General features: G+C 61.3%; 18 protein-coding genes. 10 read left to right on the forward strand and 8 right to left on the reverse strand.

What is annotated here, in order from left to right; genetic code table 11:
* Positions 1-80: 80 nt before the first annotated feature.
* Together cofH and npdG are read left to right on the forward strand one after the other, a co-directional pair.
* Entirely contained in the window at positions 81-2,492 is a 2,412-nt protein-coding gene (cofH, locus tag HB630_RS10320) for a 5-amino-6-(D-ribitylamino)uracil--L-tyrosine 4-hydroxyphenyl transferase CofH (RefSeq protein ID WP_213772135.1), read from the forward strand.
* Between the two features lie 8 nt (positions 2,493-2,500).
* Positions 2,501-3,169: an NADPH-dependent F420 reductase gene (gene npdG / locus HB630_RS10325; protein ID WP_213772136.1), complete on the forward strand. Its 669-nt coding sequence runs from the start codon at positions 2,501-2,503 to the stop codon at positions 3,167-3,169.
* A gap of 341 nt (positions 3,170-3,510) precedes the next feature.
* On the opposite strand, the gene HB630_RS28340 is transcribed toward npdG, so the two are convergent.
* Positions 3,511-3,948 carry a hypothetical protein gene (locus HB630_RS28340; protein WP_249780782.1) on the reverse strand — a complete coding sequence of 146 codons (438 nt, stop codon included), beginning with the start codon at positions 3,946-3,948 and terminating at the stop codon, positions 3,511-3,513.
* A gap of 566 nt (positions 3,949-4,514) precedes the next feature.
* A complete protein-coding gene (locus HB630_RS10335; RefSeq protein ID WP_213772137.1) occupies positions 4,515-5,012 on the reverse strand; it encodes a hypothetical protein in 498 nt (165 codons plus the stop codon).
* A 478-nt stretch (positions 5,013-5,490) separates the two neighbouring features.
* On the opposite strand from HB630_RS10335, the gene HB630_RS10340 reads away from it, so the two are divergent.
* The 3 genes from HB630_RS10340 to HB630_RS10350 all read left to right on the forward strand — a co-directional run bounded on the left by HB630_RS10340 (position 5,491) and on the right by HB630_RS10350 (position 6,535).
* A complete protein-coding gene (locus HB630_RS10340; RefSeq protein ID WP_213772138.1) occupies positions 5,491-5,694 on the forward strand; it encodes a hypothetical protein in 204 nt (67 codons plus the stop codon).
* Between the two features lie 110 nt (positions 5,695-5,804).
* The gene (locus HB630_RS10345; protein WP_213772139.1) at positions 5,805-6,128 is read left to right on the forward strand and encodes a metalloregulator ArsR/SmtB family transcription factor; all 324 of its coding nucleotides are present in this window, start codon (positions 5,805-5,807) and stop codon (positions 6,126-6,128) included.
* Positions 6,125-6,535, forward strand: coding sequence for an SRPBCC domain-containing protein (locus HB630_RS10350; RefSeq protein WP_213772140.1), 411 nt, complete (start codon positions 6,125-6,127; stop codon positions 6,533-6,535). The genes HB630_RS10345 and HB630_RS10350 overlap by 4 nt, the downstream gene beginning before the upstream one ends.
* Positions 6,536-6,691: 156 nt before the next feature.
* On the opposite strand, the gene dosP is transcribed toward HB630_RS10350, so the two are convergent.
* Positions 6,692-9,262, reverse strand: coding sequence for an oxygen-sensing cyclic-di-GMP phosphodiesterase DosP (gene dosP, locus HB630_RS10355; RefSeq protein ID WP_213772141.1), 2,571 nt, complete (start codon positions 9,260-9,262; stop codon positions 6,692-6,694).
* 73 nt (positions 9,263-9,335) lie between these two features.
* Here dosP and HB630_RS10360 point away from each other — a divergent pair, with 73 nt between their 5' ends.
* On the forward strand, positions 9,336-9,584 hold the full coding sequence (locus HB630_RS10360) for a hypothetical protein (protein WP_213772142.1): 249 nt from the start codon (positions 9,336-9,338) through the stop codon (positions 9,582-9,584).
* A 389-nt stretch (positions 9,585-9,973) separates the two neighbouring features.
* Here HB630_RS10360 and HB630_RS10365 read toward each other — a convergent pair whose 3' ends face one another.
* The 5 genes from HB630_RS10365 to HB630_RS10385 all read right to left on the reverse strand — a co-directional run bounded on the left by HB630_RS10365 (position 9,974) and on the right by HB630_RS10385 (position 17,718).
* Entirely contained in the window at positions 9,974-12,676 is a 2,703-nt protein-coding gene (locus tag HB630_RS10365) for an EAL domain-containing protein (protein ID WP_213772143.1), read from the reverse strand.
* A gap of 167 nt (positions 12,677-12,843) precedes the next feature.
* A complete protein-coding gene (recQ, locus tag HB630_RS10370; RefSeq protein ID WP_213772144.1) occupies positions 12,844-14,667 on the reverse strand; it encodes a DNA helicase RecQ in 1,824 nt (607 codons plus the stop codon).
* Positions 14,668-14,780: 113 nt separating this feature from the next.
* Complete coding sequence (locus HB630_RS10375) at positions 14,781-15,533, reverse strand: polysaccharide deacetylase family protein (RefSeq protein ID WP_218626075.1); 753 nt, start codon at positions 15,531-15,533, stop codon at positions 14,781-14,783.
* Positions 15,534-15,547: 14 nt separating this feature from the next.
* Positions 15,548-16,576: a homoserine O-succinyltransferase gene (locus tag HB630_RS10380; protein WP_213772145.1), complete on the reverse strand. Its 1,029-nt coding sequence runs from the start codon at positions 16,574-16,576 to the stop codon at positions 15,548-15,550.
* Positions 16,577-16,839: 263 nt separating this feature from the next.
* Positions 16,840-17,718, reverse strand: coding sequence for an acyl-CoA acyltransferase (locus tag HB630_RS10385; RefSeq protein WP_213772146.1), 879 nt, complete (start codon positions 17,716-17,718; stop codon positions 16,840-16,842).
* Positions 17,719-18,091: 373 nt separating this feature from the next.
* Between HB630_RS10385 and HB630_RS10390 the strand changes: the two genes are divergently transcribed.
* The 4 genes from HB630_RS10390 to HB630_RS10405 all read left to right on the forward strand — a co-directional run bounded on the left by HB630_RS10390 (position 18,092) and on the right by HB630_RS10405 (position 22,758).
* On the forward strand, positions 18,092-18,376 hold the full coding sequence (locus HB630_RS10390) for a phosphopantetheine-binding protein (protein WP_213772147.1): 285 nt from the start codon (positions 18,092-18,094) through the stop codon (positions 18,374-18,376).
* Between the two features lie 259 nt (positions 18,377-18,635).
* A complete protein-coding gene (locus tag HB630_RS10395; RefSeq protein WP_249780783.1) occupies positions 18,636-20,030 on the forward strand; it encodes a cytochrome c in 1,395 nt (464 codons plus the stop codon).
* Complete coding sequence (locus HB630_RS10400; protein WP_213772149.1) at positions 20,027-20,524, forward strand: (2Fe-2S)-binding protein; 498 nt, start codon at positions 20,027-20,029, stop codon at positions 20,522-20,524. Before HB630_RS10395 ends, HB630_RS10400 begins: the two co-directional genes overlap by 4 nt.
* The gene (locus tag HB630_RS10405; RefSeq protein ID WP_213772150.1) at positions 20,521-22,758 is read left to right on the forward strand and encodes a molybdopterin cofactor-binding domain-containing protein; all 2,238 of its coding nucleotides are present in this window, start codon (positions 20,521-20,523) and stop codon (positions 22,756-22,758) included. The genes HB630_RS10400 and HB630_RS10405 overlap by 4 nt, the downstream gene beginning before the upstream one ends.
* Positions 22,759-22,849: the final 91 nt, after the last annotated feature.

Genomic DNA, 22,849 nt, shown 5'->3' on the forward strand with positions numbered 1-22,849 from the left:
TGGATATGCTTGTTACCGGGGGTGTCTAACCATCTAATGTTGACCGGAACGCGGGAAGTGCGCTGCCCGAAGGGACGATCATGCTGACGGCAGAAATCACGCGTCTGTTTTCGCACGAGGAAGCTCGTTGGCGGCTTGCGACATTCGAAGCACAGCCGCTTCAGGAATTGCTGGGACGATCACGGGCCTTGAAGCGAGAAGGTCATGGCTCAGCGATCAGCTATTCGCGCAAGGTGTTTATTCCGTTGACTCAGCTCTGCCGGGACGTGTGCGGTTACTGCACTTTCGCCCAAAGTCCCCGGCAGGTTCGAAAGCCGTTCCTGTCGCCTGAAGACGTACTGTCCATTGCCCGGGCGGGCGAGAAGATGGGATGTCGCGAAGCCTTGTTCACGCTGGGCGACAAGCCGGAATTGCGTTACGAGGCCGCGCGCGAGGCACTACGTGAACTCGGCTTTGCAACGACGATGGACTACCTGGTTGCGGTATGCGCGCTGGTCCTGAAGGAAACCAGCCTCCTGCCTCACGTTAACGCCGGCGTGATGAGCGAAGAAGAACTTGTGCGGCTGCGCAGGGTCAGCGTTTCGCAGGGGATCATGCTGGAAACGATTTCGCCCCGCCTGGGTGAACGCGGCGGCGCGCATTTCGGCTCGCCGGACAAGGACCCGCAGCTTCGAATGGCGATGATCGCCGCAGCCGGCCGACAACGCATTCCGTTCACCAGCGGGATTCTGATCGGTATCGGCGAGACTCGGCTCGAACGCATTCAATCGCTACTGGCGTTGAAGAATCTGCACGAGCGCTACGGTCATCTTCAGGAAATCATCATTCAGAATTTCCGGGCCAAGCCCGACACGCGCTTTGCAAACAGCCGGGAACCGGATATCGACGATCTGCTCTGGTCCGCCGCCGTCGCTCGGCACATCTTCGGCGCGGCCATGAACATTCAGGTGCCGCCCAATCTTAGCTATTCCGATTTTCCGGAATTGCTGGACTCGGGTATCAATGATTGGGGCGGCATTTCCCCCGTGACCGCCGACCACGTCAACCCGGAAGCGCCCTGGCCGGAGATCGCGCAGCTTCAAAGCGCGACGGAGAGGGCCGGCTGCACCCTGCAGCAACGTCTTGCAATCTATCCTTCCTATGTGGCGAATGCGGGCAAATGGCTGGATCGTGCGCTGATGCATAAAGTGCTGCGCGAAGTCGATGCCGATGGATTCGTCCGCGAGGACGGCTGGATGCCGGGATCGCTGGAACGCCTGCCGACGCCACCGCCTGCAGTGCGAGCGGATCGCGGCATCGATGAGCTACTCCAGCGCGCCGCAGCGGGATCGCGCCTGTCGGAAGGAGACATCGTCAGGCTGTTCTCGGCCCGAAGCGGCGACGTCGATGTCATCTGTTCCGCCGCGGATGAACTGAGAGCACGGATGAATGGCGCTATCGTCCGCTATGTGGTCAACCGGAATATCAACTATACCAATGTTTGCAGCTATCGATGCAGCTTTTGCGCGTTCTCGAAGGGAAAGACCAGCGAGACTCTGCGCGGCAAGCCCTATGACCTGGCGCTGGATGAAGTGGCGCGGCGCGCGCGCGAGGCGTGGGATCGCGGTGCGACTGAAGTCTGCATGCAGGGCGGTATCAACCCAAGCTATACCGGCGAAAAGTATCTGGAACTGCTGCGTGTGGTGAAAGCGGAGGTCCCGGGTATGCATGTGCATGCCTTCTCGCCGCTGGAGATTTCGCAGGGCGCGTCGACGCTCGGAATAGGTACGCGCCGCTATCTCGAAATTCTGCGCGACGCCGGTCTCGGCTCGTTGCCTGGCACGGCGGCCGAAATACTCGACGACGAGGTGAGGGCATCGATCTGCCCCGACAAGCTCAACACCCGGGAATGGCTGGACGTCATCGCCGCGGCGCATGAGGTGGGCTTACGCACGACGTCCACAATCATGTTCGGTCATATCGAGCATCCGGCAAGCTGGGCCAGGCACTTGCTGCATCTGCGCGACCTGCAGGAACGAACCGGCGGCATCACCGAGTTCGTGCCGCTGCCGTTCGTGCATATGGAAGCGCCGATGTCGCTGCGGGGACAGTCGCGTATCGGGCCGACATGGCGTGAAGTGCGGTTGATGCATGCGGTCTCGCGCCTCGTCCTCAACCCGCTGATCACCAATATCCAGGCGTCGTGGGTCAAGCTCGGGGAAGCCGGACTCGCGGCCCTGCTTCAGAGCGGCGTTAATGATCTCGGTGGCACCTTGATGAATGAAAGCATTTCACGCGCTGCGGGCACGCAGCATGGCCAGGAATTCGCGCCTGAACAGATGGAAGCGCTCATCGAGACGCTGGGACGGCGGCCGCAGCAGCGCACGACGCTCTACGGGCCGGTATCGAGAGAGCGCTACGAGGCGAGCTTTGGCGTGCCCGCGCTGGCCGAACTCATTATGACGCCGTTCGGATCGAGGACTTCTGTCCGCGACGGTTTAGCAAGCTTCTGAGGAAAATAATGGCTTCAACCAAATATACGATCTGTGTCGTGGGTGGAACTGGCGCCGAAGGTGGAGGTTTGGCGCTGCGCTGGGCGCGACACGGTCACGATGTCGTCATCGGTTCTCGCGATGGCGAAAAAGCAAGGATGGCGGCGCGGGAGCTGAATGGCCTGCTTGGAACAGAGGCCATCCGGGGCGTGGAGAGTCGGGACGGGGTGCAGTTTGCCGAGATTGTCGTCCTGGCTGTGCCGTTCTCGGGCCAGATGTCGACGGTGGAGTCCCTGAAGGATGCGTTACGGGGAAAGATTCTGATCGATGTTACGGTGCCGTTAGTTCCGCCCAAGGTCTCAAGGGTGCAATTGCCGGAATCGGACTCCTGCGTGGTTGCAGTTCAATCGTTATTGGGAGATCAGGTTCGCGTCGTTTCGGCGTTTCAAAACGTCTCCGCACATAAGCTGAAACATCTCGACACACACATTGAATGTGACGTGCTTGTCGCCAGCGATGACAAGGACGCCCGACAGATCGGCATTCAGTTGGCGGCTGATGCGGGCTTGCGCGGTATCGATGCGGGTGCGCTTGCCAACTCGGTGGTGGCTGAAAGCCTGACATCGGCATTAATCTGGATTAACCGGACCTACAAGGTGCCCGATGCTGGCATCCGCATTACGGGACTTCCAATCTGATCGAGTGAAAGAGACTACGGCTTGTCGAGTTGATCCTGTCCGAATTGGCCGCAGTCGTTCGCGCGAGACAATATAGGTGCCGAAGAGCTATCCAACCAAATCCAACCTTCCGTCGAACATCTTCGCCCACACTTAGGCCCATACTAGCGTGAAGATTGCACGCGAATTGGAGCGAATGCGAGAGAGGTCCGGCGCACAGCTCGTGCCTGCGGCTCAAGGGTTTCTCGAATTCCGGCGAACGTATGCACATGAGGGTGAGATATATAGATTTGGACACTCTCTCCGCCAAAATCTCCCAAAAACCCTGCAAATTAAGCCAATTCCGCACTTTGTGGCCCCTTCTACCCCTGCCGATATCCATTAAGCATTTTCCTCAATCCCGGTAGGGTTGCGCTATTCTGGGCGCTGATCTTCTGGTCATGCTCGTAAAACTCAGCGCTGCAGCGATTACCCGCAAGCCAGAATACCGGAGACCCGGCCGATACGCCGATGGCGGCGGCCTTTATCTGCAAGTTACGAAAAGGGCGGATGCCGGCGACGTCACCCGGTCTTGGCTGTTCCAATATTCTTGAAACGGCAAGGTGCGTCAGATGGGTCTCGGGCCGTACTAGCAGGTCTCGCTGGCTCAGGCACGAAAGCGCGCCAAAGCCGCACGTGACAAGCTGGCCGACGGCATCGATCCGATCGACGAGAAGCGATCGCAGCGCAGAGCGGCGGCTGTCGAGGTCGTCCTGCCCCGGACCTTCGAAGCGTATGCATCCGACTACATCGCGACGCATTCGCCATCGTGGCGAAACGAGATCCGCGCGCCATTCGTGGCGTCGTCCTCAACCGCGGCGCATCGAAGTCCAGAACGGAACGGCTTTGTGCCGAAGGTAGCTCTGATCAATCGAAGCGACTCAGTGAAAAGGAATTGATCTCGCAATTCGGCAAGACCTGATTTCCGATCCCTCTCGCTCCCGTAACCGGCGAGAGGGCGCGGCGCTCGGATTGCGTTGCATCGATCCGAGCCGCTGACCAGTCGTCGGTGTCCTCGTTCATAAAACAATACCGACAGCCCGAGGCCTGACTCACAGGCGCGGCGGGAAGTCCCCGATAAGTAAGAGTACGGGGCATCTGAGCTGATGACAGCATAGACGGCGCTCGCATCATGCAATGTCTCGCTCAAAGCCGGCCTTTACCGGAGATGGTGAAGCCGGCCGGCAGGTCGCTAGAAGTGGCGGCCCGCCAGATTTCGGCCTGGCGTCCGCGACGCAGCGCTAGGCCGTTGGTGGAGGCCTGCCGTCGTCGTCTCGGCGCGATGACGGTAGGTGCCCGGGTCAAGCCCACGCGGTTGCTGAAAGCGCTAACTATCCTTTTGCTGCTGCTTTCGGAACCGCATGCATATCAGACCCACAATTGCACCCAACAGCATCAAGCCGAAGGGAATTTCAGTTAAACTGGAAAGCTGTTTGTAGTCGGCGAGCTTTATCGCTCCGAGGGAAAGGAACATGATGATGAGCAGGCCCAATATTGTCGTAAGCCGGTTCACCTCTGCTTTATCGGTAGCGCCAGCAACCCGCTTTAGGCCGGGAAAAACGGTGCCATACTTGATCCGGTTAAAGATCGATAAGCCAAAACCTGCGGCGATGAACGCAGCAATTGCGATGAAGCCCATCAATGCCTTGTCGGCTTTCGATGGCGCGAACGGCGCAATTGTTAAGAGTGCAAAGCACACAAAGGACACAGTGCCAAAGATGGCTTGGATATACCATGGCTGTTTCATAATGGGCCCCGGCAAAATCGATATTGGCAATACCGGCAGCGTATCGAGCGGTTCTTTCCAAAGCGCTAAGTAGGACATTGATATTTCGGGCGTTACCTCCCGTTTCCGGCATGTGCTGCCAGACTCCCGAATAAGCCGGTTCCAGCCCGGTAGCGGCGCTGCCGCCCGGAGAGCCATCCCCTGACACGGCAAACGCGCCAAACCGCCTCTAAACGCGTCCGTTCCTAGGTGCTGGTGGCCTCCAGCCGACAATCGCTAGCGGCTGGATTCATCGTTCCTCGTTTATTCTATTGCCGGCGAATTTTGGCGCCGTTAGGCCGACCATTGCGAATGGCGTCTTCCGCCATTTTTTGATCGTCAGTTAGCTCATCATAATGGTCGCCGGCAGAGGAAATTGACTCCCCGTTCCGGACCTCACGATGATCATGCCGATATACGATTAGCTTGCCCACCGTCTTCTCCTTTTAGATTGTCCAGGGCTCATCATCATTTTCTGGATCATGACGGCTTTCGCGATCGTCGACCTCATTGCCTTGTTGCTGATCCGCTCGCAAGCATGCAGCCAATTTTCTTCACTGCTAAAGCGTTGGAATTGTTGGACCGCAATTCCGCAACGCTCAACCTCCTCTCCGCCAGCCCGCCGATTGCATGCGATAGCGCGATAGCTGCGCAAACACTGCCGATGACCGAACGCATCGATTTCATGGGGGCCTTATCGGTCCTGATTGAAGCAGGATCGGACTCCAGTATTTTATTTTGACGCGTTTTCCTCACGCGAACCGGAATCCATCCCAGATCAAGTTCTCGATTGACTCATTCATAACTAGTCAGTTATTGATCTAATCAATAGCCAACGAGTTATGAGTTTCGATGCCATACGATCACGACCTGATCTTCAAAACGCTCGCCGATCCGACGCGCCGAGCCATCTTCGAGCGGTTGTGCCGTGAAGGAGAGCAGACGGTCGCGGCGCTGACGGCTCAGGCCGGGGTCTCGCAGCCGGCGGTCTCAAAGCATCTCGGCATCCTGAAGCAGGCCGGGCTGGTGCTCGACCGCCATGAAGGTCGCCAGACGCACTACAGCGCGAAGCTCGGCGCCCTGGTTCCGCTGATCGACTGGACAAGCCGGATGGCCGGGTTCTGGCAGAGCCGATTCGACGATCTCGAAGACCTGCTGAAAAGGATGGACCAATGAACGAGAAATCGACCGAAACGCTTTCCGTCGTTGTCGAACGGGAGATGCCCTATCCGCCGGAAAAGATCTGGCGCGCGCTCACTCACCCGCACCTGATCGAGGAGTGGCTCATGAAGAACGACTTCGAGCCTGTCGTGGGCCACCGTTTTGATTTTCGCGCAGACTGGGGCGCCGTCGATTGTGAGGTCAGGATCGTCGAGCCGAACAAAACCCTGTCCTACACATGGGTAGCGCTTGGCCTCGAGAGTGTCGTCACCTGGACTCTCACCGCGACCAGCGCGGGGACCTATCTGCGCATGGAGCAAACCGGCTTCCGGCCGGATCAGCAACAGGCCTATCAGGGCGCCAGGTTCGGGTGGCAGCGATTCTTTACGAACCTGGAGCAGCTCCTGGCGCGGACGGACTGAAGTTTGCAAGTGGCGCTTCGGCTCGTCTTCGGGGGCTCCCGTACCGGCGGATTGGCGCGAGTCCTTTGCCGGCTGTCATGTCTCGGCTATCATCTCCATGACCTGAGCTGGCGGCAGGCTTCGCCGATTGCTCGCGAAGCCGATCGGCAAAACAGCTCAGACGTGGCTCAGGAGCAATTCGGCGGCGTCCGGTTGGCCCGCGGTGATCCACTGCTCGAGATCGCAGGGTGCCATGGGCTTGGCGAAATAAAAGCCCTGGGCGACCGTGCAATTGAGCATATGGAGCAGCCGGGCCTGATCCTCGGTCTCGACGCCTTCCGACACCACGGTCATGCCGAGGCTCTGTCCGATGCGCACCACCGCCGTGGTGACGGCCTGCGCGCTCGGATCGGTCTCGAAATTGCGCATGAAGCTGCGGTCGAGCTTTAGTTCGTTGATCGGCATCTGGGTCAGGCTCGACAGCGAGGAGAAGCCCGTTCCGAAGTCGTCCATCGACAGGCCGACGCCGAGCTCGTGCAGCCTGCTCAATGTCTTGAGCGTTTCGGGACCGGCGTCCATCATGACGCTTTCGGTGATTTCGACCGTGAGGCAGTTGCTGGGCAGGCTGAATTCGTGCAGCAGGTTCGTGACGAATTTAGGCAGGGCAGAATCGTTGAAATGCGATGGCGACAGGTTGACCGAGACGGCCGGGATCGAAAGACCGCCGCCGCGCCATTCGGCCATCTGGCGGCAGGCTTCGCGCAGCGACCATCTTCCGATGCTTTCGACCAGCCCGATTTCCTCGGCGAGCGCGATGAAGCGGGCGGGCGAGATATGGCCGAGCACCGGGTCGTGCCAGCGGGCGAGGGCCTCGACACCGTGAAGCGTCTTCGAACCGAGATGGATCTGCGGCTGATAGTGGAGTTTCAGCCTGTTCGACGATACCGCGGTTCGCAGCGCCGTGCCGACCACGAGCCGCTCTTCGGCGATCTGGTTCATCTCCGGACTGAAGAAGCGATAGGCGGCGCGGCCGGCGGCCTTGGCCTGATACATCGCCATTTCGGCATGGTTGAGAAGCGTCTCGGGATCGGAGCCGTTGTCCCGGAATATGCTGATGCCGATGCTGGCGGAAAGCGGCAGGGTGTAGCCGGACACTTCGGTCGGTTCGGAAACGGCCCGCAGGATCTTGTCGGCCTTGACCGATACTTTTGCGATGTCGCAATCGGGCAGCACGATGGTGAAGGAGTCGCCGCCGGTGCGGCTGACGATCGCAGAGACGTCGTCGGTGGCCCGTTGCAGGCGATAGGCGGCCTCGATCAGCACCTTGTCGCCGACAGCGTGGCCAAGGCCATTATTGACGTCCTTGAAGCGATCGAGATTGACCGCGAAGAAGGCGATCTTCCGGCTCTCGTCGCGTGATTTCCGAAGCAGGTTTTCGATTTCATCGAGCAGCCGTGTCCGGTTGGGCAGGCCGGTTAGGGCGTCGAAGTTGGAAAGCAGCGCGATCTGGCGGCGCGTTTCCTCCCGTTCGATGGCAAGCTTGCTCAGATGCAGGCAGGCCTTGACGATTTGCTCGTGAAACGGGCTCGGCCCGCGGGGCTCGCGATAATAGAAGGCGAAGCTGCCGGCGATACGGCCGTCGCGCAGCTTGATCGGCGACGACCAGCATGCTCTCAGGCCGTGCGGCAAAGCGAGGTGCTTGAAAGATGCCCAGAGCGGGTCTGTCTCGATGTCGGTCACATAGACCGGCTTGCCGCGCCAGGCGGCTGTGCCGCACGAGCCGGCGGTCTCGCCGACCGGCACGCCGTCGATCGCCTCGCTATAGGCCGCGGGCAGGCTGGGGCCGGCCAGCGGCCGCAATTTGTTTTCACTGTCGACCAGCACGATGGATGAGACAATGTCCGGCGCGATCTGCTCGACACGACGGCACAGGAATTCGGTGACTTCGGAAAGCGAAAGGCCGCTGGCGAGGGCTTCGAGCACGTCATCCTGCAAGGACTGAACACGCTTGAGCGCCGTGATATCGGTTATCACGACAACGACGTTAGAGACTTCACCCTGCTCGTCCAGAATTGGATTGATCGCGGCGGAAACCCAGACCGTGTTGCCGTGGCGATCATAGATGAGAATGTCTTCGGTGAAGCCCTGCTTTTCCCGGGCTCCGCGCCGGATGCGGGCGAGCGCGTCAGGCTCGGTGTTCTTGCCGGCCAGAAAGTCGGTCGGTAGTCTGCCGAGGACCTCTGGAAAGCTGTAACCGAACAACTCGGTGAAGGCGCGGTTGCTGTAGATAATGCGGCGATCCCGATCGAGCATCAGGATGGCGCGATGGGTTCTGTTGACCACCAGCGACAGCAGGCGCAATTCTTCGCGCTGCTGCCTTTCTTCGGTCATGTCCCGCAGGAATCCCATATAGTGGATCTTGCCGCCGACGTCGATCTTCGACAGCGAGAACGAGCTCCAGACCTGGGTGCCGTCCTTGCGGACGATACGAATTTCGCGGCTGGTCCCGACGATCCTGTTCTTGCGGCCCTTTCTGTTGGCCTCGATATAGCTGTCGTGGTGTGGTTTGATATCGCTGGGAACAAGGAGCGTGACCTCCTTGCCGAGGACTTCCTCCCGGCTATATCCCCAGAGCTTCTCGGCGGCGGCATTGAAGAAATTGATGCGATTGGTGTCATCGATCAGAACGACGGCATCGACAGCCTGCTCAAGCGCTGGAACAAGAATCTGACGATCATCGATATCCATTCGGGCCACCTGAAAGCGCGAGTATGATTTGAGCCGACCGAACATGGCCGCGTGCGGCATGCGGTCGACCGATATGACCACCCTGGCACAAGAGGTGAGGGTGAAGACGCGAAATGACTTCGTGGTAAAAATGAATCGATCGCCCCGCTTTCGAAGCCGCGCCGTAATCGGCGCGATCTATCGACGACAAGGCGGCACGCGTCTGTGCGAAAACCCCGCCGCGCTGCAGGGCATGTCTGGGACGCATATCCGGCATCTGATGCCTGTTCGAGATTCCGGCACAACCGATGCGCCGGGTGTGCATGTGTTCAACCGTTCTTAGGGGCGCACCGGTTAAGTATTATTGAAATTGATCCGGGGCGCGGTTGATCAACATAGAGAAATCAAAACAGCGAATATGAAGGTAACTGCGACACGGATCGTTAAGCACGAGGTGCGGCGCATCGGTTCTGCGGATAGAATGCTTCGCCTTGCGAAAGATGATTTGGCGGAAGACATCCGGTCTCCGGAAACGATCTGACGGGCGGGTTCCGATAGCCGGTTGATTTTAGTTAAATGAGATCGATCGCTAGCCCGGCTGCCGCGATTTCGTGCGAAGCTTCATCCCGAAACCATAGCGAAGCAATCCGAAATGGATCCCGGCTCGCGTGGAGTCTCCGTGTCAAAAGATGGGCAAAGCTCCGGTTCTGATCCTGTCGGAACCGTAAAGTTCTAGGCCGCCACCACCCGGTCCTTGCCCGATGACAACAGCGCTCTGATTTCCGCAGCGGGCCGCGGGCGACTGAACAGAAAGCCCTGCATCTCGGTGCATCCAAGATCGCGCAGCATCTCCCTTTGCGGTTCGGTCTCGATACCTTCCGCCGTCGTCGTCATGTGTTGCGCGTCGGCGATGTTGACGAGCGCCCGCACGATCGCGGCCGAGCCCTCGACTTCCGTGATGCCGTCGACAAAGGAGCGGTCGATCTTGATCTTGTCGAACGGAAATCGCCGCAGATAGCTCAACGAAGAATATCCGGTGCCGAAATCATCGAGCGCGATCCGGACGCCGAGCGAGCGAAGGTGTTGCAGCAGGCTCCGCGCCGTCTCGTCATCACGGATCAGAACGGCTTCGGTGATTTCGAGCTCGAGGCGGTTGGCCGGCAAACCCGTTGCGGCCAGCACATTGACCACTTTCAGCGAAAACGCATCGCTCCGGAGCTGGACCGGCGAGACGTTGACCGCCAGCCGGACGTGCGGCGGCCAGTTCATGGCCTCCGCGCAAGCGGTGGCGAGCGCCCAGTCGCCGATCTCGCAGATCAGGCCGGTCTCTTCGGCGACCGGGATGAACTCGGCGGGCGATATCATCCCGCGGACAGGATGGCGCCAGCGCAACAGCGCTTCGCAACCGACAATCTCGTTGTTGTGCAAATTGACGACCGGCTGGTAATGCAGTTCGAACGCGCGATCGGCAATGGCCTGGCGCATGTCCAGCTCGAGCGCGCGGCGCGCTTTGACGCGGGCGTCCATTTCGGCTTCGAAAAAGCGATAGGTCCGGCGTCCGTCGGCTTTGGCGCCGTACATGGCGAGATCCGCGCTTCGCAGCAATTGATCGAGGTCGGTAGCGTCATGGGGAGCCAGCGCGATGCCGATACTGGCGTCCGTCATGACGTGATGGCCGAGACATTCGTAGGGTTTGCGGATCGTCTCCTGAATCCGTCTGACGAGTTCCATGACGTCGTCCGGCTCTCCGGCGCCGGTCTGGACGATGGCAAATTCGTCGCCGCCCAGCCGGGCGACGAAATCCGTTTCCCTGATGCAGTTCCGCAAGCGCGACGCGACCTCCTTGAGGAGTTCATCGCCCACGGGATGGCCGAGCGAGTCGTTGATGCTCTTGAATTCGTCGATATCGATATAGAACATGGCGAGCCGCTCGCCCCGTCTCACTCGCTCAAGCTCGCGTTCGAGCTGTTCGCGAAACAGCGCGCGGTTCGGCAGGTCCGTCAGCGCGTCGTAATGCGCGAGATGCGCGATTTGCCGTTCGGCGCGCCGACGTTCGGTGATGTCTTCCTGCGTGGCGACCCATCCCCCGCCTTTCAGCGGCTGGATTCCGATCGAGATCTCGCGCCCGTCGGGGAGTTCCATGATGCTGTGGGTCGTCTGCTTTTCGGCCACGGTGTGCAGGACGCTTGTACAAAACGCCTCGATATCCCCCTTGAACGAGCCGTTGGCTTTTCGATAGGCGATCAGATCGCGGAAATGAACGCCGGGCTTCACCACGTCACACGACGGGCCATAATACATGTCCACATAGCGCTGGTTGAACAAGACGACCCGCGCGTCCCGGCCATACAACAACAATCCCTGGGACATGTTGTTGATGGCGGTATCGAGACGCTCTTTTTCGAGTTCCAGTCTCCGTTCGGAATTCCGATGCTGCTGCGAGAGCTTTCGAACGATGAGGAACAAAGTGAGGCCGATCACGAGGGTCGCGAGCGCGGCTGCGCCGACCAGAAACCGCGTCTGTGCCCGCCAATCGGCCAGTGCCGTCGATATCTTCACCGTCGCGAGGACCAGGAGCGGAAACTGGCTCAGCGTGTGTGCCGCGGCCAGCCGGTCCTCGCCGTCGACGGGGCTGAGCAAACGCAAGGTCGCGTGGTCGGTGTTCACCAGCAGCTTCTGCACCGGAGCGTCATGCAGATCACGTCCCATCATGGCTTCGATATGGGGATAGCGCGCCAACATGGTCCCGTCGCGATGCAGCATCTGGATCGCGGAGCCTTCTCCGAGCGTAAGCGATTCGAAGAAAGTCTCGAAATTGGCCGGTGACAAGCCTCGGGCAACGACGCCCAGAAACGTGCCATCAGGGCCGACAATCTTGCGTGCGATCACGGTGGTCCATCCGGCGGAGAAGCGGCTCCGGAGCGGCGCGATCACGATGTCGGGCGATTGCGGGTCGTTCTTGAAGCGCTGGAAGTAGTCGCGATCGGCGATATTGATCGAGGGCAACGGTGAGGCCATCGACGAATTAACAAGCTGGCCGCTGGCGTCGAAAATATTGATTCGGGTCATGTCGGAGAGGTTGCTGACGAATGTCCGAAGCGCGTTGTGGGCGTCTTCCCCCGACATTTGCCGGTCGAATGCGGCGGGTGTCGCGATTCCGGTCGCCTTCATGCGCCGGATGAAATCTCTCTGGATGGCGTCGAAATTGTCCAGCTCCCGGTCGAAATGACGGGACAGCAGCAGAACCGTGTTTTGCAGTTCGCGCGCGCTGTTCGACAAGGCGCGTTGCCGAAAGCTGATGATCGTGAGGGAGGTGCCGATCGCAATCGCCGCAATCAGCAGGATCCCGCCGAGGATCAGCAGATTGAGCGGATTGCGGTGATCGAGCGCCGCGGGATCGTCATGGCGGCCGTTCTCGGCGATGTTGTCGGGCATGCCCCCCTCCTGAGGTACATCCCTACGATGTTTAAGTGGATGAACCCTTGGGAAGTTCGGTTAGCGAAGCCTTAACGGCTGCCGAACCTGACAACGAGCGTTTCTGAACAGCTCATAAGGCGATTCGAGAAAGCGGCCGCTGCTCCGGGCCATCTTTCCCGATCCGGTCAATTTCCTTCGGCGTTCACCAGGGCGATCAGGTCATGCCCATAACTTTCAAGCTTCTTGTCGCCGATGCCGGGGATGCTGCGAAGTTGTTCCGGCGTCCTGGGGCGTATCGACGCGATGCCGTCGATCGTGGCGTCGTGCAGCACGACATAGGCCGGCACACCGTGTCGGCGCGCCACCTCGGAACGCCACGCCCTGAGCCTGCCGAGCAGGGCCGTATCGCCCGCGGCGGAGGGACTGGAAGCAAGGTCGCCGCGCCTCGATCGGGTCCGGCTGGGGCGCTGCGCCGGTTCCTCGCGCAGCGATATTTCGGTCTCGCCCTTCAGCACGCCGCGCGCGGTCTCGGTGAGCTTCAGCGCGCCAAAGGCTTCGTTGTCGGATTGAAGGTAGCCCATCGCCACCAATTGACGCAGAGCGGAACGCCACTGCCTTTCATTCAGTTCGCGGCCGATGCCGAACACGGAAAGTCCGTCGTGCCCGAACTGCTTGACGCGCTCGGTCAGGCGGCCGACCAGAACGTCGATCAAATGCATCGCGCCGAAACGCTGTCCGGTGCGGTAGGCGCAGGACAACAGCTTCTGTGCGATGACCTTGCCGTCGCGTACCTGCGGCGGCGACTGGCAGTTGTCGCAATTGCCGCATCGGGCCGCCTTCAGGGTTTCCCCGAAATATTGAAGCAGCCGGCTTCGCCGGCATTCGGCGGTCTCGGCCAGGCCGACAAGGGCGTCGAGCTTTCCGATCGAGACGCGTTTGAAGGCCTCGGTGCCCTCGGACTCGTCGATCATGCGGCGCTGCTGCACGATGTCGGACAGGCCATAGGCCATCCAGGCGCTGGAAGGCTTGCCGTCACGCCCGGCGCGCCCGGTCTCCTGGTAATAGGCCTCGATGCTTTTCGGCAAATCAAGATGCGCGACGAACCGCACGTCCGGCTTGTCGATGCCCATGCCGAACGCGACCGTGGCGACCATCACGATGCCGTCCTCGTTGATGAAGCGATCCTGATGGCGCGTGCGCAGATTCGCGTCGAGGCCGGCGTGATAGGGCAATGCCGGGATGCCGGCCCTGTTCAACGCGGCCGCCGTGTCCTCGACCTTGGCGCGCGACAGGCAATAGACGATGCCGGCGTCGCCGGCATGGCGTTCACTGATGAAGGCCTTGAGCTGCGTCTGCGCGTTCTGCTTGGCGACGATTTCATATTTGATGTTCGGGCGGTCAAAACTTGCGACAAAGCGCGGCGCGTGGGCAAGCCCGAGGCGATCGACGATCTCCTGGCGGGTCAGTTCATCCGCCGTCGCCGTGAGCGCAATGCGCGGAACGTTCGGAAAGCGTTCCGCTATCGCGGACAGGCCGATATATTCGGGGCGGAAGTCGTGGCCCCATTGCGAGACGCAATGCGCTTCGTCGATCGCAAACAGGGCGATCCTGGCGCGGCCGAGCAGGGCGAGGCAGCGCGGCGTCAATAGCCGCTCCGGCGCGACGTAGAGCAGGTCGATATCGCCGGCGATCAGCCGCTGCTCGACCGCCGCGGCCTCTTCCCATGACAGCGTCGAATTCAGCACCGCCGCCTTGACGCCGGCTTCGGTGAGCCCTGCGACCTGGTCGCGCATCAGCGCGATCAGCGGCGAGACCACGATTCCGCAGCCTTCGCGCAACAAGGAGGGTAATTGATAGCACAGCGACTTGCCGCCGCCGGTGGGCATCAGCACCAGGCAATTGCCGCCACCGGCGACATGTTCGACGATCTCTTCCTGCGCGCCCCGGAAGGCCGGCAGGCCGAACACGGAATTCAGCAGCGAGAGCGCGTGGGAAAGGGGGGCGGGCACGTCTCAGGTCTATTCCTGATTCGGACCGTCACGCCTATTCACTTTCGCGCCGGACCTGGATGAAATAGGTGTGGCAAACCGCGAAAGACCGGCTTTTCCGCGAGAGAGGGCGCTCAGGCGCCGGCCGCCCACAGCGCTTCGGCGATGCTCAGGTTGGAAACCTTGCGGCGCGACGCCGCCTCCAGCGCCTGGCGCAGCAGTGCCGGCGAACAGCCATAGGGGCTTGGCTCGGCCGCGACGTCGTGGCTGTAGAAGATCAGCCAGCCATTGGTCTCGACCGCCGCGTCGAACGCGCGTTCGATGCCGTCGCGGTCGATCTGCCGTTCGATCAGCGGCATGGCGTGCAGATATTGCAGGTCCACGGTGCCACTGTTGATGCCGGGAAAAATGCCGCGGGACGAGCGGAACAACTTGCCAAGCTGGCCCTTGCGCGAAACCGAGCCCAGCCCGTAGGGATAGGCGAAGTTCTCGATCCGGATCGATGGGTCCAGCCCGAGCAAATAGCGCCGATTGCGCTCGACCTCATCCGCCATCGCCGTCGCGGACAGGTCGGTCGCGCGCTTGTGCGAGAAGGTGTGGCAGGCAATTTCGTGCGCCCTACGGTGAAGGCCGACGATGTTCTCGGCGCCGATCGCGGTCCAATGGCCGGACCACGTATCGGCCAGTCCGCCGGCGACGTAGAACGTCCCCCGGGCGCCGTATTCCTCCAGCAGCGCGGCGCCGGTGGTCGCGGCGCTGACGGGCGCGTCATCGAAGGTGAAGCTGACCATCGGACGCTTGTTGAGCAGCCGGTGCGGCGTGGCGCACAGATGTCGCGCGAGCCGGTTGCTGACGCGCGCCTTGAGGGAAGACCACACCGGGGACATGACGCGCGTGCTTTCTATCGCCGGTGCGACGCTTCGGCCGTAGGCTTGACGCCTTCGGAAAGATATTCGAGCCAGTTGCGGAAGATGCTTGACGCCGCCTCGCCGGATGCAAGACCGGGACGAAGCGTGAGCCTGGGAAGCTCGATACTGAGCGGGATTGTGCGCTCGGCGACTGCGCGCTTGCGGTAATGCGCGAGCTTTTTTTCGGTCTCCTGGTCGAAATAATGCGCGGGCGTATCCGGAAAACGATCGCGCTGACGCGACAGATACCGGGTGATGTCGCGGAGATATTCCCGCTGTAGCGACAAAGCTTCGTATTCCGGATATCCCTGGAAGAACACGAAGCGGCTGCGCAGCTGCTTGACGAAGATGTCGACGCCGGCATCCGGCGATTCAGTCAAGATCTGATATCCGTTGGCGGCAAGATCGCTTCTACGCAGCGCATGAAGGCGCGAATGCGCAATCTTGAGCGGCGATGCGACGTCTTGTGTCAGGCGATCGTCGATCACTTTGAAGCAGTCGTAGACGCCCGAACATTTCTCATCCAGAAGCTGCCGCTCGATCCCGTCGAGATGCAGGACCGCGGCATGTGCGGCGAGGCACGACCAGATCGCAGAGCGCGTGTTGATCTTGGCCCAGTCGACGATCGCAACGAGATCGTTCCAGAATGGCTCCTCACGCAGGGCCGCCGCATTCGGCGCAGCGTCGGTGACGATCACTCCGTCGAAACGCAGGCGGTCGAGATCGGCGATGTCCCTGTAGCGCCCATGCATCAATTGCTGGGTCTGTTCCGACCGTTTCACCGACGGCAGCGAGAAATAATGCAGATCGATATGGCGGTTGCCCGCTTCTGCCTGCAACAGGCGCGTGAACTTGCGTTCGGTGGCCTGCAGCGCCGAGTCCGGCATGCTGTTGATGAGGCCGATGGTGAGCGCCGTATCGGCGGCTTGCTGACGGTTGTCGAACGCATCGGCCTCGCCCAACTGGGTGGGCGCCAGAGCCGGGCTGGCAACAGGCCGATGTTTGCCGCATAGCACTGTCATGCCAGATTCCATCCGATCTATTCCGCAGGCACCCGGGCCATCGGTGCAGCGCGCCATGACCGGCGCAGGCCCCGCGCATCTCGACATGCGCTTAATTTTTATTCGCTCAGATTGTTTCTAGAGATGGGCGGTGAGGCCGGCAATAATTCGCGAAGAGATTGAGGAAATAACCCTAATGCGAGAGCGCGAATTGACTAAAATTTGAATCAAATGTCGGATGCACAGGCACGGCAGTCATATTGGGATTTTGCCTGTGCCCGGATTTAAGGCCCGTACAATACGAGCTCGGTGTCGGTCAGGTCGGCGAGGCGTGGCTGGTGCGGGCCCTTGAAATATTTGCGGCCGCGCCATTCGGTATAGAAACCGATCAGGCCCGGCACGCGGCCGTTGGCGTCAAGGATCACCGAGAGCTTGCCGTGCCAAACCAGATGCTTGCCGATGGCGCCTGAGCATCGGACATATTCGGCGATATCGCGGCAATAGATCAGTTGCATCGCCGGCGGCGCGATCCATCCCTTGCGGATACGAACCGGCTGCAGGATGAACGGCAAGGCGCTGCCGTCGGCCGTGCGGCCTACCAGGCTGAGGCAGCCATAGCGTGCGTGCCGCGTCAGCAGCTCGACCTCGGATAAGGCGAGGCCTTCGATCGCCTGCGTATCGGGCGAGACGGTCTCGATGGTCATGCCGGCCTTCGCGCGCGACAGCGCCGGAATAGAGAAGAACAGGCCGCTGCAATAACAATTGAAGCCCTGCGTCTCGATGATGGGCCAGGTCCATGTCGCGGCGCTGATGTTGATGTAGGTAACATCCTTGTGCTTCTGCGCGATCTTGGTCAGCAGCGGTGCGTAATTCCGAAACGCCGGCTCGACATACCAGCTCGACAGGTTGCAATGGATCTTGGTCTCGCCGCCCTCGGCCCTCGCCGTATATAACAGCAGGAGAATGCCGACCGGCGCGCCGCCATTGTCGAGCATATAGCCGAAGCGCGGATAGCCTTGAGGCACCTCGCGCCTGGCCTGGCGGCGCAGCCCCTGCATCCAGTATTCGCGCGACCGGCCGACAAATCCGCGCGTCAAAAGCTCAGCGATCGCGTCGATATCGGCCTCGGAGATTTCGCGGCAGCGGATCTGTTGCTTGAGCACGGTTTAGCTTCCTGCACGTTCCTGCATGCGATGCCTCCGAATCTTGTCGGTGCGGAGTTCCTGCGCAAGATTTCGCGTCTGGTGTGACATCGATCGCCACAGCACCCGATCAAGGCAACGTTCGAGGATTTGAAGGGCTTAGGGATTTAATTCAAATGCGTCGATGAAATTCAGGGTAAACGGATCTGACATCAGGGTTGACGGTTAATCAGCGGTATTTCGATGCTTCTGATTCCTGCAATCGGATCAACGTTTGCGCAACCGTCATTGGCGCTAAGGGCAGAATGACAGTTTGCGTCAACGAGAGGCGCTGTTTCCCGGACGACGCCGGAGCTAAAAGGCGGCCTTCAGTGCGGCAAGAGGGAAAAGCGGAATGCAGGAATTTGGCGCCGACGTTCAGACCAGGATACTGGCCCTTGTCCAGCTGACCCTCGAGCAGAATAAAATCGGCGCTGAAGTCGGTCCGCAGACGCGGCTGGTGGATGCCGGGCTGACATCGAGCGATATGGTCGACCTGATGCTGGCTGTCGAAGCCGAGTTCGAGTTTACAATCCCGCAATCCGAAATCACGCCGGAGAATTTCCGGTCGGCCGAAACGCTGGAACGGATGATCGTCCGTCAGCTTGAGCCGGCGGCGGTCGCCCGATTGATCGCCTGAAACCCATCGGGCGCCGGATCCGCCGGACATTGGCGTGATCCACCATCTTGCCGTCGACGGCCGCGACCTTGCTGTTTCTTTGCGCCGTTTCGAGCGTCGCAGGGTGAATAGCGGCCGAAAACATGCTGTTTCGTTCAAGGGGAAAGTCAACAGGCGGTGATCGACGCCTTGCAGCAGGCCCGGCAAAAAGGATATGTGTTAAAATAATTCGGCCATAGACCGTCCCAAGGACAAGGCAGGCATGACAGGTTCGCCGCGAATGATCGCAGCTGCCATTGCCGGCGTTTTGATCGCCGCCGGAATTGCCGGCTTTGCCGTAACGTGGCGCCCGGCGATTGCCGCCGTTGAGCCGCCTTCGCCGCAATCGTTCGACCCGGTGCTGGTCAAGCGCGGCCGCGAACTCGCCGCGATCGGCAATTGCAATGATTGCCACACCATGCGGGGCGGTTCGAGCTTTGCCGGCGGCCTTCCGGTGCCGACGCCGTTCGGCACGATCTACTCGTCCAATATCACGCCTGATCCGGACACCGGGATCGGCCGCTGGCCGGAACAGGCCTTTCGCCGTGCCATGCGGTCGGGCGTCGATCGCGACGGGCAGCATCTCTATCCGACCTTTCCCTACGATCATTTCACCAATGTCAGCGACGAGGATGACCGGGCGCTCTATGCGTTCCTGATGACGAGGCCGCCGGTTCACGCGCCCGCCCGCGACAACCAGCTTTCTTTTCCGCTCGATCAGCGCTTTGTGGTCGCGGGCTGGAAATTGCTGTTCCTCCGTCATGGCGGCTATCAACCGGACGGCGGCAGGAGCGCGGAATGGAATCGCGGCGCCTATCTGGTTGAAGGGCTGGCGCATTGCGGCTCCTGCCATACGCCGCGCAACGGCCTGGGTGCGGAACGTCCCGATGCGCAATTTGCCGGCGGCGATGTCGATAACTGGCATGCCTACGCGATCAATTCACAATCGCCGTCGCCGGTGCCGTGGAACGCGGACACGCTGTTCTCCTATCTGCGTCGGGGCTGGGATTCCGACCACGGCACTGCGCGCGGGCCGATGGCGGAGGTGGTCAGCAACCTGTCGTCGGTCAGTGAAAGCGATGTACGGGCGATCGCGCTCTACATGGCGGATGTGTTCGGCGCGCCGGCGCCGGATCGCATCCGGCATGGCGAGGCCGTGCTGGCGCAAGCCAAGATGCGAGCCAAGACGCAAGCCGGAGCGCCGGCCGCGCAGGCAGCGAATGGCGCTGCGACGCAAGATTGGACCATGAATGCAACTGGCGCGTCGATCTATGCGGCGGCCTGCGCGACATGCCATGAAAGTAACCGGGCCTTGCCCTATGGCGGCGTCAATCTGGCGCTGAGCACCGCCCTCAGCGGCCCCGATCCGCGCAACGCCGTCAACATCGTGTTGTCGGGCGTTCGTCCGGTGCCGGGCGAGCGCAGCCCGATCATGCCGGGCTTTGCCGACAGCATGAACAATGAGCAGATCGTGGCGCTGTTGCAGTTCCTGCGCGGCCGGTTCTCCAACCAGCCGGCATGGAGCGGCGTTGCAAAGACCGTCTTGGATGCAAGGCGCATGCAGACCGTGTTTCTCCAGACATCGCCGGGACCATCCAATCCGCCCGCCGATGCAACACAGCGAGGCGGGCCATGATGACATTGAAGGTCAATGGCAAGGACCATGTGGTCGATGCCGATCCCGATACACCGTTGCTCTATGTGCTGCGCGACGATCTCAAGCTCAACGCCGCGAAGTTCGGCTGCGGGCTCGGCCAGTGCGGGGCCTGCACCGTGATCGTGGATGGCAAGGCCGTGCTGTCCTGCGTGACGCCGCTGCTCCTGCTTGACGGCAAGCAGGTGACGACCCTGGAGGGATTGGGAACGATCGAAGCTCCGGCGCCGATCCAGCGCGCCTTCATGGAAGAGCAGGCGGCGCAATGCGGCTACTGCATCTCCGGCATGATGATGCGGGCGCAAGCGTTGCTGCAGCGAAATTCCAAGCCGACCGACGCGCAGATCCGCGCCGAACTCCAGCCCAATCTGTGCCGCTGCGGTACGCATATGCGGATCATGCGTGCGGTACACCGGGCCTCCCGGTTGATGGACAGTGCCGACGCTTCTCCAGTGATCCAGAGGAGCGCGCCATGAACGCGCCCGTGATTCTCGATCGCCGCCGCGTGCTCGCCGGTGGCGGCGCGCTGATCGTCAGCTTCTCGCTCACCGGTGCTTTCGCCGAGGAAAAAAGCCCGCCGGGTGTTGTTACAGCGCCAAAGCCGCCCGGCAGCCTGAAGGATGCGCCGTTGCTGGATTCCTGGATCCGGATCGAGGCCGACGGCAAGATCACCGCGTTCACCGGCAAGGCCGAACTCGGCCAGGGCTTCAAGACGGCGTTCCAGCAGATCGCCGCCGAACAGCTCGATATTCCCTTCGCGTCGCTGACGGTGGTTACGGCCGACACGCACCGCACCGCGAACGAAGGCTATACGTCCGGCAGCCATTCGATGCAGGACAGCGGCACCGCGATCCTGAACGCCGCCGCGCAAGCGCGTGCGTTATTGGTGGCGGAGGCCGCGCGGCGTCTTGATCTGCCGGAAGACACTCTGCGGACCGAAAATGGCGCGGTGATCGCGCCGGATGGAAGGCGTCTTGGGTATGGCGATCTGGTCGCGGGCGACATGCTGCATGTCCAGGCGCAGCCGACATCGAAGCTGAAGGATCCCGCGAGCTTTGGGATCATGGGCCAGCCGGTGCCGCGCCTCGATATCCCGAACAAGGTCACGGGCGGGGCGGCCTATGTCCAGGATATGCGTCCGCCCGGCATGGTGCATGCCCGGATTGTCCGCCCGCCGAGCTATGGCGCGCAACTAACGGCGTGCGATACGGCGGCGGTCGAGAAGATGCCGGGGGTCGTCAAGGTCGTTCGCGACGGCAATTTCCTGGCCGTGGTCGCGACAAAGGAATTTTTAGCGGTGAAGGCGATGCGCGCGCTGTCGGCCGCCGCGCAATGGAAGGAGACGGCAAGCCTGCCGAAGCAGGACGACCTGCTTCACGTGCTGGCGACCGGCCTGCCGTCGCAGGATTCGGTGATTTTCCAGCACAGCAATCCGTCGGCCGTCGGTCGGAAAACCCTGGAAGCCACCTATACGCGGCCCTATCAGTCGCACGGCTCGATCGGTCCGTCCTGCGCGGTCGCGCAGCTGGTGGATGACGCGATGACGGTCTGGACCCACACCCAGGGCGTCTATCCCGACCGCCAGGGCATCGCCGAGATGTTGCATATGCCGCAGCCGAGCGTTCGCCTGATCCATGTCGAGGGCTCCGGCTGTTACGGCCATAACGGTGCCGACGATGTCGCGGCCGATGCGGCCCTGATCGCGCGCGAATTGCCGGGCGTACCGGTACGGGTGCAATGGATGCGCGAGCAGGAGCATAGCTGGGAGCCGTATGGCCCGGCGATGGTGACGAAGCTGAAGGCCTCGCTCGACGAGAACGGCGCCATCGCCGACTGGAATTTCGAAGTGTGGAGCAACACGCATTCGATGCGTCCGGGCGGCGCCGGATGCCTGCTGGCGGCGCAGCATATCGCGCAACCTTTCGCCGTGCCGCCGGCCAAGCCGCTGCCGTTGCCGGAAGGCGGCGGCGACCGCAATGCGATCCCGATCTACACATTCCCCAACGCGCATGTGGTGCATCACTTCCTTCCCGACATGCCGTTGCGGATTTCCGCGATGCGCGGGCTCGGCGCCTATCACAACGTGTTCTCGATCGAGAGTTTCATGAGCGAACTGGCGCTGGCGGCCGGAGCCGACCCCGTCGCGTTCAGGCTGAAGCATCTGGACGATCCGCGCGGCCGCGATGTCGTCATGAAGGCGGCCGAGGGTTTCGGCTGGCGAGAGGGTCAGAAAGCGCCGCCCGGTCATGGCTATGGCTTTGCCTTCGCGCGCTACAAGAATCTCGCGGCCTATTGCGCGATCGCCACCGAGATCGAGGTCAACCGCGAGACCGGGCAGCCGCGCCTGCTGCGCGCGGTCGCGGCCGTCGACAGCGGCCAGGCGGTCAATCCGGACGGGCTGGCCAACCAGATCGAAGGCGCGATCATGCAATCGATGAGCTGGACGTTGTTTGAAAGCGTGACTTTCGACGATACCCGAATCACCAGCATCGACTGGCAGACCTATCCGATCCTGCGGTTCAATTCGGCGCCCGACAGCATCGACGTCCATATCATCAACCGTCCGGGCCTGCCGTTCCTCGGCAGCGGCGAGACCGGGCAGGGGCCGGCGGCGGCGTCGATCGCCAACGCCATCGCCGACGCTACCGGAAAACGGCTGCGCAACCTGCCGCTGACGCGCAAGCGCATCAAGGATGCGATCGACGCGTAACAAAGACTTTTCGTCGTCCCGGCCTTGCGCCGGGGCCCATAACCACCGTTCTTTGTATTGATCAAAGCCGGAGCCGCAGGCATCGCATCAT

The organism is Bradyrhizobium sp. dw_78 (assembly GCF_018449525.1).
Classification (GTDB): Bacteria; Pseudomonadota; Alphaproteobacteria; order Rhizobiales; family Xanthobacteraceae; genus Bradyrhizobium.

Bases quoted from the DNA above. Each gene is read 5' to 3' on its own strand.
- HB630_RS10340 (WP_213772138.1), top strand. From the start codon at position 5,491: ATGCAGCCAATTTTCTTCACTGCTAAAGCGTTGGAATTGTTGGACCGC.
- HB630_RS10380 (WP_213772145.1), bottom strand. From the start codon at position 16,576: ATGACAGTGCTATGCGGCAAACATCGGCCTGTTGCCAGCCCGGCTCTG.
- HB630_RS10390 (WP_213772147.1), top strand. From the start codon at position 18,092: ATGCAGGAATTTGGCGCCGACGTTCAGACCAGGATACTGGCCCTTGTC.
- HB630_RS10395 (WP_249780783.1), top strand. From the start codon at position 18,636: ATGATCGCAGCTGCCATTGCCGGCGTTTTGATCGCCGCCGGAATTGCC.
- HB630_RS10375 (WP_218626075.1), bottom strand. From the start codon at position 15,533: ATGTCCCCGGTGTGGTCTTCCCTCAAGGCGCGCGTCAGCAACCGGCTC.
- HB630_RS10350 (WP_213772140.1), top strand. From the start codon at position 6,125: ATGAACGAGAAATCGACCGAAACGCTTTCCGTCGTTGTCGAACGGGAG.
- HB630_RS10345 (WP_213772139.1), top strand. From the start codon at position 5,805: ATGCCATACGATCACGACCTGATCTTCAAAACGCTCGCCGATCCGACG.
- cofH (WP_213772135.1), top strand. From the start codon at position 81: ATGCTGACGGCAGAAATCACGCGTCTGTTTTCGCACGAGGAAGCTCGT.
- HB630_RS28340 (WP_249780782.1), bottom strand. From the start codon at position 3,948: ATGCGTCGCGATGTAGTCGGATGCATACGCTTCGAAGGTCCGGGGCAG.
- HB630_RS10405 (WP_213772150.1), top strand. From the start codon at position 20,521: ATGAACGCGCCCGTGATTCTCGATCGCCGCCGCGTGCTCGCCGGTGGC.
- dosP (WP_213772141.1), bottom strand. From the start codon at position 9,262: ATGGATATCGATGATCGTCAGATTCTTGTTCCAGCGCTTGAGCAGGCT.
- HB630_RS10365 (WP_213772143.1), bottom strand. From the start codon at position 12,676: ATGCCCGACAACATCGCCGAGAACGGCCGCCATGACGATCCCGCGGCG.
- HB630_RS10360 (WP_213772142.1), top strand. From the start codon at position 9,336: ATGACCACCCTGGCACAAGAGGTGAGGGTGAAGACGCGAAATGACTTC.
- HB630_RS10400 (WP_213772149.1), top strand. From the start codon at position 20,027: ATGATGACATTGAAGGTCAATGGCAAGGACCATGTGGTCGATGCCGAT.
- npdG (WP_213772136.1), top strand. From the start codon at position 2,501: ATGGCTTCAACCAAATATACGATCTGTGTCGTGGGTGGAACTGGCGCC.
- HB630_RS10335 (WP_213772137.1), bottom strand. From the start codon at position 5,012: ATGTCCTACTTAGCGCTTTGGAAAGAACCGCTCGATACGCTGCCGGTA.